Annotated in this window: 14 protein-coding genes; 7 read left to right on the plus strand and 7 right to left on the minus strand. The window is 71.1% G+C overall.

Features of this window, described 5'->3' with window-relative positions; all coding sequences use genetic code 11:
* Positions 1 to 201 precede the first annotated feature (201 nt).
* Both VEA62_RS11545 and VEA62_RS11550 read right to left on the minus strand, forming a co-directional pair.
* Positions 202 to 1,089, minus strand: coding sequence for an alpha/beta hydrolase (locus VEA62_RS11545; RefSeq protein ID WP_324821765.1), 888 nt, complete (start codon positions 1,087 to 1,089; stop codon positions 202 to 204).
* Between the two features lie 100 nt (positions 1,090 to 1,189).
* Entirely contained in the window at positions 1,190 to 2,401 is a 1,212-nt protein-coding gene (locus VEA62_RS11550; RefSeq protein ID WP_324821767.1) for a M23 family metallopeptidase, read from the minus strand.
* A gap of 514 nt (positions 2,402 to 2,915) precedes the next feature.
* Here VEA62_RS11550 and VEA62_RS11555 point away from each other — a divergent pair.
* From VEA62_RS11555 to VEA62_RS11585, 7 genes are all read left to right on the plus strand, one after another.
* Positions 2,916 to 6,131, plus strand: coding sequence for an intermembrane phospholipid transport protein YdbH family protein (locus VEA62_RS11555; RefSeq protein ID WP_324821769.1), 3,216 nt, complete (start codon positions 2,916 to 2,918; stop codon positions 6,129 to 6,131).
* 80 nt (positions 6,132 to 6,211) lie between these two features.
* Complete coding sequence (locus VEA62_RS11560) at positions 6,212 to 6,400, plus strand: YnbE family lipoprotein (protein WP_324821771.1); 189 nt, start codon at positions 6,212 to 6,214, stop codon at positions 6,398 to 6,400.
* Positions 6,400 to 6,786 carry a DUF1318 domain-containing protein gene (locus VEA62_RS11565; RefSeq protein WP_324821773.1) on the plus strand — a complete coding sequence of 129 codons (387 nt, stop codon included), beginning with the start codon at positions 6,400 to 6,402 and terminating at the stop codon, positions 6,784 to 6,786. The genes VEA62_RS11560 and VEA62_RS11565 overlap by 1 nt, the downstream gene beginning before the upstream one ends.
* 78 nt (positions 6,787 to 6,864) lie before the next feature.
* Positions 6,865 to 7,122 carry a hypothetical protein gene (locus VEA62_RS11570; protein ID WP_324821775.1) on the plus strand — a complete coding sequence of 86 codons (258 nt, stop codon included), beginning with the start codon at positions 6,865 to 6,867 and terminating at the stop codon, positions 7,120 to 7,122.
* A gap of 31 nt (positions 7,123 to 7,153) precedes the next feature.
* Complete coding sequence (locus tag VEA62_RS11575; protein WP_324821777.1) at positions 7,154 to 7,966, plus strand: tryptophan 2,3-dioxygenase; 813 nt, start codon at positions 7,154 to 7,156, stop codon at positions 7,964 to 7,966.
* A gap of 11 nt (positions 7,967 to 7,977) precedes the next feature.
* Positions 7,978 to 8,466, plus strand: a complete 489-nt coding sequence (locus tag VEA62_RS11580; RefSeq protein WP_324821779.1) for a hypothetical protein — start codon at positions 7,978 to 7,980, stop codon at positions 8,464 to 8,466.
* A gap of 60 nt (positions 8,467 to 8,526) precedes the next feature.
* Positions 8,527 to 9,012 carry a PA2169 family four-helix-bundle protein gene (locus VEA62_RS11585; protein ID WP_324821780.1) on the plus strand — a complete coding sequence of 162 codons (486 nt, stop codon included), beginning with the start codon at positions 8,527 to 8,529 and terminating at the stop codon, positions 9,010 to 9,012.
* A gap of 68 nt (positions 9,013 to 9,080) precedes the next feature.
* On the opposite strand, the gene rplS is transcribed toward VEA62_RS11585, so the two are convergent.
* The 5 genes from rplS to VEA62_RS11610 all read right to left on the minus strand — a co-directional run bounded on the left by rplS (position 9,081) and on the right by VEA62_RS11610 (position 13,458).
* On the minus strand, positions 9,081 to 9,512 hold the full coding sequence (rplS, locus tag VEA62_RS11590; protein WP_324821782.1) for a 50S ribosomal protein L19: 432 nt from the start codon (positions 9,510 to 9,512) through the stop codon (positions 9,081 to 9,083).
* A 1-nt stretch (position 9,513) separates the two neighbouring features.
* A complete protein-coding gene (gene trmD, locus VEA62_RS11595) occupies positions 9,514 to 10,266 on the minus strand; it encodes a tRNA (guanosine(37)-N1)-methyltransferase TrmD (protein ID WP_324821784.1) in 753 nt (250 codons plus the stop codon).
* A gap of 202 nt (positions 10,267 to 10,468) precedes the next feature.
* Positions 10,469 to 12,316: a DUF885 domain-containing protein gene (locus VEA62_RS11600; RefSeq protein ID WP_324821786.1), complete on the minus strand. Its 1,848-nt coding sequence runs from the start codon at positions 12,314 to 12,316 to the stop codon at positions 10,469 to 10,471.
* Between the two features lie 79 nt (positions 12,317 to 12,395).
* Complete coding sequence (locus tag VEA62_RS11605; protein ID WP_324822158.1) at positions 12,396 to 13,016, minus strand: DUF6655 family protein; 621 nt, start codon at positions 13,014 to 13,016, stop codon at positions 12,396 to 12,398.
* 1 nt (position 13,017) lies between these two features.
* Positions 13,018 to 13,458: a VOC family protein gene (locus VEA62_RS11610; protein WP_324821788.1), complete on the minus strand. Its 441-nt coding sequence runs from the start codon at positions 13,456 to 13,458 to the stop codon at positions 13,018 to 13,020.
* Between the last annotated feature and the right edge of the window lie 62 nt (positions 13,459 to 13,520).

A 13,520-nucleotide genomic window follows, 5' to 3' on the forward strand; every position in this document is an offset into this window, starting at 1 on the left:
TCCTTGCCGTCGGCATCTTCCGCCGGTGGTCAAGACTAACGCTGTTCGTTCAGCTTGCTTTGTGCTGGTTGCTTGTAGCCGCGCTTGCTCTGGGGTTGGCCCCCTACGTCCCCGATTGCCCGATCATCGACTGAGGTCCGCCTCCCACCCCTTGCCGTCATCCGAACCGGCCGCTCCCGGCAGCCCGATGAACCCCCCGACCTACGCCAGAAACCGTTCAACCGCCGCCAAAAACCGGCCCGGCTGGTCGATCATCACCATGTGCTCGGCCCCCTCAATGCGTTCGAACACGGCCGGGCGGGGCAGGGAGGCGTACGCGCCCCGGAACAGGCCGTCGGTGCGGCTGCGCGGCGAGGCCTCGTCGGAACTCCAGCCATAGACCACGGTGACCGGCGCGGTGATGTCGGGCAGGCGGTGGCGCAGGTCCAGGGTCATGACCTCGTACAGCGCCTGGGCCAGAACCCGGCGGTCGCCGCCCTGCCAGCCCATGGAGCCGAACACCGCGTCGGCCGCCCCGCCCAGTTCGAGCCCGAGGGACCGCCCGCGCGAGCGCAGGCCCTCGTCGCCGAGGAACTGCACCGCCTGATAGGCGACCTGGGCGATCGGCTCGACGTCGCCGACGGTGGCCCCGGGGCTGATCAGGGCCGGGAAGAAGGGCGAGGCGTCGACCGTCATCAGCCGGCCGACCCGGTCCGGCGCGTCGGCGGCGACCCGCAGCGCCAGCTGTCCGCCCATCGAATGGCCGATGAGCGCCGGCGCCCCCAGGCCCGCCTGGTCGATGTAGCGGCGCACCTCGCCCGCCACCGCCCCCATGACCGCCCCGTTGGCGTTGGCTCCCGCAGGCAGGTCGCCGAAGCCACGCACCGAAACGAGGTGCAGCCGCCGGCCCGGCAGGCGCGCCGCCGTTCGGGTCCAGACCGCGGAGGTCGAGGCGAGGCCGGGGATGAGGATCAGGTCCGGGCCGCTTCCGCGCGTCTCGACCACGATCCGGGTCGACTGGAACGATGCGCGGGCGCGCGCCGGCGCGCCGGCCGCGGCCCACAAGGCCGCGCCGCCGACCAGGCCCTTGAGGAGATTTCGCCGTTCCATTCCGCCGTCGATCCGCTCGTCCTGCGCCAAACACGCGGGCGGACGAGATGATCCGCTCGGTGCGGCGGGATTTTGGCGCCGCGCGGCCGGGAGCCGGGGTCTAGCCCTGGGCGGGGCGCAGGCCGTCGTTCAGGCTGGCGCGCTGGACCTGCGGACGGCGCTCGCCGCCGGCGGCGATGATGCGGTCGATGCGGGCCTTTTCGGCGCGGAAGGCGGCCAGATCGGCGCCCGAGAGGACGGTGCCTTCGGTGGTGCGCACGCCGGCCGGATTGATCCGCCGGCCGCCGCGCCAGATCTCGTAGTGCAGGTGCGGTCCGGTCGAGGCGCCGGTCGAGCCGACATAGGCCACGACCTGGCCCTGGCGGACCCGCTGGCCGGCGCGCATGCCCGAGGCGTAGCGCGACAGGTGGCCGTAGCCGGTCTCCAGACCGTTCGAATGGCGGATGCGCAGCCAGTTGCCGTAGCCGCCCCAGCGCCGCGCCTCGACCACCACGCCGTCGGCGGGGGCCACGACCGGCGTGCCGGTGCCGGCGGCGAAGTCGATGCCCTGGTGCATCTTGCGATAGCCGGCGATCGGGTGGCGACGGAAGCCGAACGACGACGAGACGCGGAAGCCGCGCTCCAGCGGCGTGCGCATGAAGGCCGAGCGGGTGTTCTTGCCGGTGGCGTCGAAATACTGCGCTTCCTTCGCGCCGGCGGGCTGGAAGCGGTAGAAGGCCACGCCCTTCAGCTCGGCGTACAGCAGGCCGTCGGTGCCGATGGTGCGGCCGTTCTCGGTCACCGTGCGCCCGTAGACATAGGTGAACTCGTCCGAGGCGCGGATGTCGCGGTCCATGTCGAACTTGTGCGAGAACAGCTGGCCGGCCTTGCGGCGCACGGCGGCGGGCGCGCCCTCGCGCTGGGCCGAGGCGGAGAGCGAGCCCTCGACCTTGCCGTTCAGGACGACGATCTCGTGGGTGACCTTCTCCTCGAGCGCGCGCAGGCGCAGGGCGCCGTCGAAGGTGCGCGACACGGTCACCTGGCTGGCCGGGCCGGTGCGCATGGTCAGGCCGATCAGGCGGGGATCGCCCCGGCCGCCGCGCGGGCGGGCGATGGCGGTCTCGAAGCGGAGGCCGGCGCGGATCTCGCTCATGTCCATGGCGTTGGACAGGGTGGCGGCGATGGCCGAGGCCTCTTCGGCGGGGATGCCGGTGCGGCGCACGGCCTGCTCGAAGGTCTCGCCGCGGCGAATCTGTACGGGAATGGCTTCCGGGGCGGTCAGGCCGGCCGGGGCGCCAGCGGCGGCGAAGGCCTGGGCCTCGATGGCGGCCATCTGGGCCGGAGTCAGGGCGGGAACTTCTTCAGCCTTCGCGGGCTGGTAAACGCGTCCGGCAAGGAGGGCCACCGAGAGCGCTGCGACCGCCGTGAGAGCGTGAGGCGCGAGACGCATCGGTTGGCGACGTGGATCGAACTGAGCCATCGGTCCCCGAAAACTGCGACGCCGACCGGCGCCCAAGCCACTAGAAGCAAGGATCGCGCCTGAAGAAGCCCCCGGCGCGAGACAGGCCGTATAGCCCGTCCGTCCCATCATGGGAAGGCAGTTCGTTACAGACCGTTAACCGGAGCCGTTTGCGGCGGTAAAGCCTGCGTGATGCGCCAGCTTATCGCCGGGAGCGAACAGTGTATTGACGACGTTTCGTAGAGGTATTCGGGGTCAACTCGCCGCCGCGCCTTGATGTCGTCACCACTGCATTCAAAGTGGCGGATGCGCCACTGCACTGTGTTTCCCCAGTCACGCCCGCTGTGCTGTTCCAGGAGTCCGGTTTGTTCATCGTTCGGATCGCCGCATGACCGACGCGACCGCGCCCGCCGCCCCGCTCCCGCCCCCGGTTCGCCGCGGCGGGGGCGCGGGCCGCCGACTGCTGCTCGCGGCCGGCGTGCTGGTCTGCATCCTGCTGGTGCTGGCCGGCCTGCTGTATCTCAACCGCCGCGCCGCCACGCGTCAGGTGCTGATCGGCTGGCTGGAGCGGCAGGGCGTTCCCGCCGACATGGAGATCGAGCGGGTCGAGATCGACGGCATGGTGGCCAGCATCCGCATCGGCGATCCCCGCAATCCCGACGCAGTGGTCGAACGGGTCGAGGTCGACTACGCCATCGGCGCCCCGTGGTCGAAGACCGGCCTGGGCGTCACGCCCACCCGCATCCGCCTGCTCCGGCCCGTGCTCCGCGCCTCCTTCCGCGACGGCGAGTTCTCGCTCGGCTCGCTCGACCCCCTGGTGGAGCGCTTTACAAGCCGCCCGCCGCGCCCGGACGTGCGCGGGCCGCTGGTGCTGATCGAGCAGGCGCGCGTCCGCCTGGACACCGAATACGGCCCCGTCGCCGTCCTCGGAGACGCCCGGGTCGACGATGGCAAGCTGATCCGCCTCGGCGCCCGGATGCCCGCCGCCGACCTCAAGAGCGGCGAGATCGAGGCCCAGGCGCTCGTCGCCGCCCTGAGCGTCCAGACCCTGGGCGACCGGACGGCGGTCAATCTCACGGCCTCGGCCGACCATGCGACCGTGGCCGGCCTGTCCGGGACGGCGCCCCGCCTGACCGTCAGCGGCGACCTGCCCTATCCCGACCTGAAGCGGCGCCGGGGCGACGGACGCGCCCGCGTCGACATCGGCCTCGTCGCCGCGCGCCTGACCGCCGGGGACCTCGCCGCCCGCGACGCCGTCGCCCGTGTGGGCTTCGACGGCCAGACCGCCGGCTGGCTCGAGACATTCCGCATCTCGGGCGCCGCCGACGCCGACCTCCGCGCGGCCCGGCTGACCGGCTCGAAGGTGTCGGCGACCGCCGCCGCCGTGCGCTGGAGCGACGCCCGCGCCCTGCTGTCGCGCGACGACCGCGGCTTCGGCTGGCGCATCGACGGCCCGGCCAGGGTCTCTGCAGCGCACGCCTCAGGGGCGGGGCTCGACGGATCCGGCGTGGCGCTGACCTCCAGCGGCCTGACCGCCGGCGGCCGCGGCCGGGCCATGGAGGTGACCGGTCCCCTCGCCCTGGCCGCCGACCGGATCGGATGGGAGGATCTGTCGCTGGCCGGCGCGCGCGGCGCGGCCGAGCTTGAGCTGGTCTCCGACGCCGGCCTGCGCCTGACGCTCTCGGGCGGGCTGAGGGCCGCCCACGGGGCCTGGCCGCTGTTCGGCCCCGCCGCGGGCGACGACGGCGCCGACCTGGCCGGGATGAAGCGGGCGCTCGGCGATTTCGCGGTCGACATCCCGGCCTTCACCCTGGCGTCCGGCGGCGGCGCGACCCGCCTGGTTCTCGAGCGCCCCGCCACCCTGAGGCCGGCCAACGGCGGCGTGCTGACGCTCAGCCCCGCCGGCGGACCCGTCTTCGCCGCCGCCCCCGGCCAGCGGGGAGGCGGGGCCCTCGCCCTGACCGCCACCCGCGGCAAGGGCCTGCCCGAGGCGGCCTTCGCCATCCCCGCCTGGCGGCTCACGCCGGACGGCTTCACCGCCGACGTCGACGGCCGCGCCGCCCTGGACTTCGAACTGGCCCGCGGGATCGGGCTGGACACGCGCGGCCGCCTGACCTCCTCGAATGGCCGGATCACCTACGTCGCCGCCGGCTGCGCCCCGTGGACCGTTGAACGGCTGGAGCTGGGCGAGAACGACGTCGTCGACCTGTCCGGCCAGGCCTGCCCCGTCGACCGGCCGCTGGTCAGCATCGCCGGCGGCCGCTGGCGGGCCGACGGCGCGCTCTCCGGACTCGACGCCTCGGCCCCCTTCCTGGCCCTGAATTTCCACGACGCCGCCGGAGGATTCACCGCCACCGGCGGCCCCGGCGGCCTCGGCCTCGTCGCGCGGATCGAGCGGGCGAAGGTCGAGGACGCCACGACGCCGCTGCGCTTCAATCCGCTCCAGGCCGCCGGATCGGCCCGGCTGGCCGACGAGGACTGGACCGGGGCCTTCGACCTGTCCCGCGACGGCGTGGGTCTCGGCCGGCTCGACCTCGCCCACGACGGGCCGTCCGGAGCCGGCGGACTGACCATCGACGCCCCGTCCATCGTCTTCGCCGAGGGCGGACTGCAGCCCGCCGACCTCAGCCCGCTGGCCGGCGACTTCGTCGGCTCCCCCGCCTCCGGCTCCGTCGCCTTCCAGGGCCGGATCGACTGGCTCGCCGAGGCCGAGGGCTCCAGTTCGGGGCGGCTGACCATCCCCGGTCTGGATTTCGTCAGCCCGGCCGGTCCGGTGAAAGGACTGAAGGGGACCATCGACTTCACCAGCCTGGCCCCGCTCGTCACGGCCGCGGGGCAGCACCTGACCGCCGACGCCCTGGAGTCCGTCACCCCGCTGACCGACATCGATGTGACCTTCGCGCTCGACAAGTCGGCCGTCACCGTCGAGGCCGCTGATCTGAAGGTCGCCGGCGGGACCATCCGGATCGAGCCCTTCGCCTTTCCCCTGGGTCCGGGCCAGCCGTTCAGCGGCGTCATCGTGCTGGAGAACGTCCAGCTCGGCGAGGTGATCGCCGGCTCGGGCTTCGGCGACAAGGTCAGGCTGGACGCGGTCGTCTCCGGCCGCCTTCCGTTCACTTCGGACCCGGTCGACGGCGTCCGCATCTCGGGCGGAACCCTGGCCGCGGTCCAGCCCGGCCGCCTGTCGATCCAGCGCGAGGCCCTCGTCGGGGTCGAGGCCGGCGGCGGTGGCGAGGGCGTGCCGCCGAACACGGTGCAGGACCTGGCCTACCAGGCCATGGAGAATCTGTCGTTCGACATCCTGTCGGCCGACGTCAACAGCCTCGATGCGGGCCGGATCGGCGTCCTGTTCCACATCCGCGGCCGCCACGATCCGCCGCAGCGCCAGGAGTTGCGCATACCGATCACCGAATTCATCAGCCGCGAATTCCTCAACCGCGAACTGCCCCTGCCGTCGGACACCCAGATCGACCTGACGCTCGACACCACGCTGAACCTGAACCAGCTGGTCGGCGACCTGCTCGAGTTGAACCGCGCCCGCAACGGCCAGCCGTCGGCGGACGCCGCCGCGCCGCCGCCGGTCGAACCGGAGCCGGCGCCTTGATGCCGCCAGCCTTGCCGTTCAGAACCCGTTCACCCTGTGCGGCGTTAGATCGCTGCGGATCAACACCGGAGACCCTGCCCATGACCCGGACGCGCGCACGTCTCGCCCTGATCGGCTTCATCGCCGCCGTCGGCGCGGGCGCCTGCACGCCCACGGTTCGTCTGCAGGTCGATCCGATCCAGATCTACGCCAAGCTGGACGCCGACATCCGCGTCCGTCTCGACAAGGAGCTTCAGGACCTCCTCGTCGAGAACCCGAACCTGTTCTGATGCGAAAGCCGCCTCCGATGTCCTTCCGCAAGCTCTTCGTCATCGCCGCCGCGGTCGCCGCGCTGGGTGTCGCCGCCGGGGCCGCCTTCGCGCAGACTTCCCAGCAGAAGGCGATGATCGACGCCGCCAAGGCCCAGGGAACCGTGGGCGAACAGTCCGACGGCTATCTCGGCTTCCGCCAGCCGTCGTCCGACCCCGCCCTGACCCAGGCCGTCACCGTGACCAACAACGCCCGCCGCGACGGCTACGCCCGCAGCGCCCAAGCGGCCGGCGACGGCGCCACCACCGAGGCCGCCGCCGCCCGCGCCTTCCAGACCATCATCATGCCGCGCATCCAGAGCGGCCAATGGTACCGCAACGCCCAGGGCCAGTGGGTCCAGCGCTGACCGGGCGAGCGCCGGGGAACCCGCCCACGTAGTTCTACGAGGGTGTCCCAGGCGCGATGCGGAGCGTAGAATTGACGGATGTCGTCATTTCGCACCTTTCTTCTCGCCGTCGGCGTCGCCGTCCTGTCGATCGCCGGCATCAGCTGGGCCTGGACGGCCATTGGGGGCGGCGCCATGCCGGTGCACGGCTTCGTCGCCCTCTCCCTGGGCGTTCTCGGCACCATCGCTCTCGCCTGGATTCTGATGGCCCTGGCGTTCCGATCCGATCGCGACGGCTGGGACGAGCGCGCCGACCGCTCCGGCAGCGCCGACATCAAGAAGTCCGACGAGTCTTGAGCCCGGGTTCCACCCGCGCGATAGGTCGCCGATGACCGACACCAGCGAACCGCGGCCCTCGACCATCACCTACGCGGGCTATCTCGCCCTCGACGACCTGCTCGCCGCCCAGCACCCGCTGTCGGACGAGCACGACGAAATGCTGTTCGTCATCATCCACCAGACCAAGGAACTGTGGCTCAAGCAGATCCTGCACGAGGTGGCGCTGGCCCAGGGGCTCGTCCGGGCCGGCGATCTGGTGCCCGCCTACAAGAGTCTGGCGCGGGTCAGCCGCATCCAGGCGGTGATGACCATGAGCTGGGACATCCTCGCCACCATGACGCCGGCGGAATACCTGCGCTTCCGTGGCTCTCTCGGCTCGTCCTCGGGCTTCCAGAGCGACCAGTTCCGCCGCTTCGAATACATGCTGGGCCTCAAGGACGAGCGCTTCCTGCGCTTCCACGAGGAACGGCCCGCCGCACACGCGGCGCTCACGGCGGCGCTGGCGGCGCCCAGCCTCTACGACGACGCCCTCGCCCAGCTGGCCGCCGCCGGCCTGCCGGTGCCCGCCGAGGTGCTGAACCGCGATGTGAGCCGGCCCTACGAGGCGTCGGAAGGCGTCGAGGCGGCCTGGCTTGAGGTCTATCGCGACACCGCCCGATGGTGGCCGCTGTATCAGCTGGCCGAGAAACTGGTCGATCTGGACGACGCCCTGCTGACCTGGCGGCACAAACATGTGGTCACGGTCGAGCGCATCATCGGCCGCCGCCGGGGCACCGGCGGCACAGAGGGGGTCGCCTATCTGACCGAAACCCTGCAGCGCCGCTGCTTCCCCGAGCTGTGGTCGCTGCGCACCAGACTGTGAAGGAGCCGGATATGCGAACCGCCCTGTTGGCCGCCGCCCTGCTGGGCCTCGCCGCCTGCGGCCGGGAAGAGCCCCCCGCCCCTGCCGCGCCCGTGGAACCCCTCCCCGTTCCCTCCAAACCCCCGCTGGTCCAGCCGCCCGAGGCCCCGACCCGCATGGTCTTCGTCGACGCCACGGGCGCGGAACGCCTCCAGCTCGCCTGCCGTGACGGCGACCCCGCCTTCCAGATCACCGTGCCCGGCTTCGAGCCGATCGGCAGCGAGGACCGGCTCACGCTCGGCGCCGGCGATGAGGCCTTCGCCCATGTCGCCGATCTGGCGGCGCCCGGCCCCGGCGTAACCGGCGGAGGGCCGATCGATTCCGACCTGATCGCGCGGCTGGCGCGGGGCGAGCCCGTCCGGGCCGTCTACGGCGCCCAGTCCGTCGGTCCCCTCCAGGCCGCGCGCCCCGATGCGCTGGCGGCCTTCACGGAACGCTGCCGCGGCCTCAAGGCCGGCTGAGAAGGCAACCAAGACGGCCACGGTGCGGTTTAGGCGGACAGAACAAGCGGGAATCCCGTCATGTCCAACGCCAATCGCCACGATATCCAGGTCCTCAACAGCCTGATCCAGACCGCCATCGACAGCGCCGACGGCTATCGCGAGGCCTCGACCGAGGCGGACGATCCCGGACGGCGCGACCTGTTCGGCCGCCGCAGCTTCGAGCGCCGGCAGGTCGCCGAGGAGCTCCAGTCCACCGTCCGCGCCCTCGGCGGAGACCCCGCCGCGGAGGGCTCCATCCTCGCCAAGGCCCAGCGCGCCTTCGCCGACGTCAGGCACGCCCTGATGCGCGACGACGCCAGCATGGTCGGCGCAGTCGAATCCGCGGAGGAGGCCGTCCGCGCCCGCTTCGAAAAGGCGCTCGAGGACAGCCAGATCTCGGCCACCACCCGCGAAACCATCCGCCGCGCCTTCACGCGCCTCAGCGGCGGCCGCGACGAGGTGCGCGACCTCCGCCACAGCCTCGAAGGCCAGCGCGACGCCGACAATCGGCTCTATCCGCACTAGCGGCGGCCCACGAAAAAGGCCCCGGCGTCTCCACCGGGGCCTTCGTCATTTCAGGACCGTGAAGCGTCTTACGCTTCGGTGTCGACCGACGGGGTTTCGGCCTTGCCGGTTTCCGGCACCACCACGCCCTTGGGCGCGCGGACGGTCTGCTTCTCGGCGATCCGGGCCGACTTGCCGCGGCGATCGCGCAGGTAATAGAGCTTGGCGCGCCGCACGACGCCGCGGCGCTTGACCTCGATGGAGTCGATGTTCGGCGACAGGATCGGGAAGACCCGCTCCACGCCCTCGCCGAACGAAATCTTCCGCACGGTGAAATTCTCGTTCACGCCGCCGCCGGCGCGGGCGATGCAGACGCCCTCGAAGGCCTGGATGCGTTCGCGCTCGCCTTCCTTGATCTTGACCATGACCCGCAGCGTGTCGCCGGGCTGGAAGTTCGGGATGTCGCGCTTGGCGATCAGGCGGGCTTTTTCTTCGGCTGCGATCGTCTGCAGGATGTTCATGTCATTCTCCTCGAGCTTTTTTGCTCTTTACCTGTGATTTGGCGGAGTCAGGCTCCGCATGGGTCTTCGCCAGATGCGCCGCCCAGAGGTCTGGCCGCCGTTCCCGGGTCGTCAGTTCCCGCTGCTCTTCGCGCCATTGTGCGACCTTCTTGTGGTCGCCCGACAGTAGCACCTCGGGAATCTCGAGCCCCTCGAACGTCCGCGGTCGCGTGTACTGCGGATATTCCAGAAGCCCGTCCTCGAAGCTTTCCGAACCCAGGCTTTCGGCCTGGCCCAGCACCCCGGGGATCAGTCTCACGCACGCCTCGATCACCACCATCGCCGCCGCCTCGCCGCCGGCGAGCACCGCGTCTCCGACGGAGACCTCCTCGAACCCGCGCGCGTCGAGCACGCGCTGATCCACCCCCTCGAACCGGCCGCACAGCACCGTGACGCCGTCGGCCCTGGCCCATTCCCTGACGCGCGCCTGGGTCAGGGGCCGACCCCGGGCGCTCATGTACAAAAGCGGCCGCGCCGGTCCGGAAACGCTGTCCAGCGCCCTCGCCACCACGTCCGCCTTAAGCACGGCTCCCGGGCCGCCACCCGCGGGGGTGTCGTCCAGGAAGCCGCGCCTATCCTCGCTGAAGCCCCGGATGTCAAGGGTTTCGAGGCTCCACAGCCCCTTCTCGCGCCACGCCGTGCCGATCAGCGAGACGCCGAGCGGCCCCGGAAAGGCCTCGGGAAACATGGTCAGGACGGTGACGGTGAAGGGCATGGCGGGGCGCTCATAACACGTCCCTCTCCCGGCGGGAGAGGGATTGAGCCTCCGGGAGCGCAGCGATCGGAAAGGCGAAAGGGTGAGGGGATATGGTTGGAAGTCGGCGTGAGCCGCGGCGCGACGGCTCACGCCGAATGAGACGTTCGACCCTCATCCGACGGGGCTCCGCCCCGCCACCTTCTCCCAAGGGGAGAAGAATTCAGTCAGGCGCTCCGCCGCCTGCGCTGATCCAGCTGTCCACCTGGTCCTCCAGCACGTCCAGCGGCACCGAGCCGGAGCCCAGCACCACGGCGTGGAAGTCCTTGATGTCGAACCGGTCGCCCAGCGCCGCCCGCGCCCGCTGGCGCAGCTCCATGATCTTCAGCTCGCCGATCTTGTAGCTGGTCGCCTGCCCCGGATTGGTGATGTAGCGCTCCACCTCCTTGACGATGTCGCGCTCGCTCAGCAGCGAATTGGCCCGGAAATAGTCGATGGCGTCCTCGCGGCTCCAGCGCTTGGCGTGCAGGCCGGTGTCCGTGACCAGCCGCACCGCCCGCCACAGCTCGGTCGAGAGCCGGCCGAAGTCCGAATAGGGGTCCTGGTAGAAGCCCATCTCCTTGCCCAGCCGTTCGGCGTACAGGCCCCAGCCCTCGGCATAGGCGCCGTAGCCGCCGAAGCGCCGGAACGACGGCAGGCCCTGCATCTCCTGGGCGTATGCGATCTGGAAATGGTGGCCCGGCGCGCCCTCGTGATAGCTGATGCCCTCGATCTGGGGCTTCAGCACCTGGGTCATGTCGGACAGGTTGACGTAGTAGATGCCCGGCCGCGACCCGTCCGGCGCCGGGGCGTTATAGAAGGCGATCGAGGCCGTCGCCTCGCGCCACGGCTCCACCGCCCGCACCTCCAGCGCCGCCTCGGGCAGGTCGCTGAACCACTGCGGCGCCGCCGCCATCACCTGGGCGATGAAGGCGCGGCTGTCGGCCAGATACTGCTCCTTGCCCTCCGGCGTGTTCGGATACTGGAAGCGCGGATCGGTCTTCAGGTGCGCGAACATCTCCTGCAGCGAGCCCTCGAACCCGACCTGATCCATGATGGTCTGCATCTCGCCGTGCAGGCGCTCGACCTCCCTCAGCCCGATCTCGTGGATCTGGTCGGCGGTCAGATCGGTGGTCGTCGAGAGCCTGAGGCGGGCGTTGTAGTAATCCTCGCCCTGCGGAAGCCGCCACACGCCGCCGTCCCGGTCCGGCATGGCCGCCGCCTGCGCCTGCACCTCGGCCAGCGCCGCCAGCACATGCTCATAGCCGCGCTTCCACTCGCCCGTCAGCGCCGCCCGGCCCTCGCCCAGCAGCCGGTCCTTCGTGGCCTGATCCGTGTCCAGCGCCGCGACCTTCTTCTGGAAGTCGGCCCAGACCGGATTATCCGCCCCGCCGTCGAACGGCGCCCCGGTGATGATGTTGCGGGTGTTGGCGATCGACGGCCCGAACACGAAGTTCGGCGAGATCACCCCGGCCGCCGCCCGCTGGCGCAGTTCGGCGGCGATCTCCTGCATGACCCGCTCGGAGTCCCGCAGGCGCGAGACATAGGCCTCCGCATCCTCAACGCTGTCGACCCGGTGATTGTTGATCATGAACACCGGCAGCCCGGTGGTCGGATTGCCGTTCGCCGCGAACTGATAGCCCCAGTCGCGCCAACGGTTCGACAGCCGCGCCTGCTCCACCCCGTATTCGAACAGCCGCCACGACATCCGGCTCTCGTCGCTCAGCGTCTGCGGATCGAACTGGTCGTTGAGCTGCGCCAGCTGCCGTTCCGCCAGCGCCAGCCCGCGGTCGGCCGCCGCGTCGGTGACGTCGTCCAGCTTGCCGTAGTCGCGCTTGATCCCCAGCGAGGTCATGGTCTGCGGCGACAGGGCGATCCGCTCCTGGAAGGCCTGCTCGAAGAAGGCCGCCAGCCGCGCGTCCTCGCTCTGCGCGGCCGCCGCCGGCGCCGCGGCGTCCTGCGCCAGGACCGCGGCCGGAGCACCCGCCAGGACAGCGACAGCGCAGACGGTGGAGACGAGCAGACGACGCATGGAACCCTCCCGGAAACTGAGGGACGGACCATCACCGCTCGGAGCGCGGGGCGCAAGTTACGGCGGCGTCAGAACCCGCCTAGAACTCCCGCCAGCTGTCGCCCGGGTCGCGTTCGCCGGGGTCGATGCTCTGCTGGCCCCAGGCGACGATCATCAGCAGCTTATGGCTGCGGATGCGGAACTCGCCTGTCATCGGGATCACGGCGCCCAGGGGCGCGCCTGACTTCGGCTCGTAGAGGAAGCCTGAGAACTCGGCCACGCCGACCCGGTCCCGGCGGCTGTAGACCGACAGCTCCGGCATCGACACCACATTGAAGCTGTCGTTGATCGGGATGCGCATCTCCGGCACCCCGAACACCCGCCGCATCTGCTCCAGCGACAGCGCCCCGGCGCGCAGCTCCAGCACCGCCTCGGCCTCGCCCTTGGACGACGCCAGCGCATAGCCCGCCTCCGACAGGGCGGCGCGCACGGCGCTGACCGCATAGGGGGCGTTCTCGGCGCGGAAATAGGCGTCGTCGACGAAGACGCGCGTGCCCTGCGGGATCGGCAGGGTCAGGCCCTCGACGGCGCGGTCGGCGGCGCGCGCGACCAGCAGCTGCTCGGTGGCGGTGCGCGACGGATAGGTCTCGGAGGTCGAGGCGCAGGCGCCCAGCAGCGGTAGAACCAGCAGCGCCAGGGCGGCGGGGGTGCGAATGTCCAGCTTACCAGCTCCCGGTGTTGGGCATCGAGGCCCAGGGCTCGGCGGGCGGCAGCCGCTCGCCCTCCTGCAACAGTTCGATCGAAATGCCGTCGGGCGATCGCACGAAGGCCATGTGGCCGTCGCGCGGCGGCCGGTTGATGGTCACCCCGCCGTCCATCAGACGCTGGCAGACCGCGTAGATGTCATCGACGCGATAGGCCAGATGGCCGAAATTGCGCCCGCCGCCGTAGGGCTCCGGATCCCAGTTGAAGGTCAGCTCGACCTCCGGCGACCGTTCGGCCTCCGAGCGCGCCCGGTCGGCCGGGGCGGCGAGGAACACAAGGGTGTAGCGCCCGGCCTCGTTCTCCATCCGGCGTACTTCCTGGAGACCGAGCAGGTCGCACCAGAAGCGCAGCGAGGCGTCGAGGTCCGTCACGCGGACCATGGTGTGCAGATAGCGCATGTATTCCGGTCCTTGGGGAGAGACGGAGGCGGCCTCTATAGCGACCGATGGCCGCGACCGCG

Source organism: Brevundimonas sp., from assembly GCF_035627475.1.
GTDB lineage: Bacteria > Pseudomonadota > Alphaproteobacteria > Caulobacterales > Caulobacteraceae > Brevundimonas.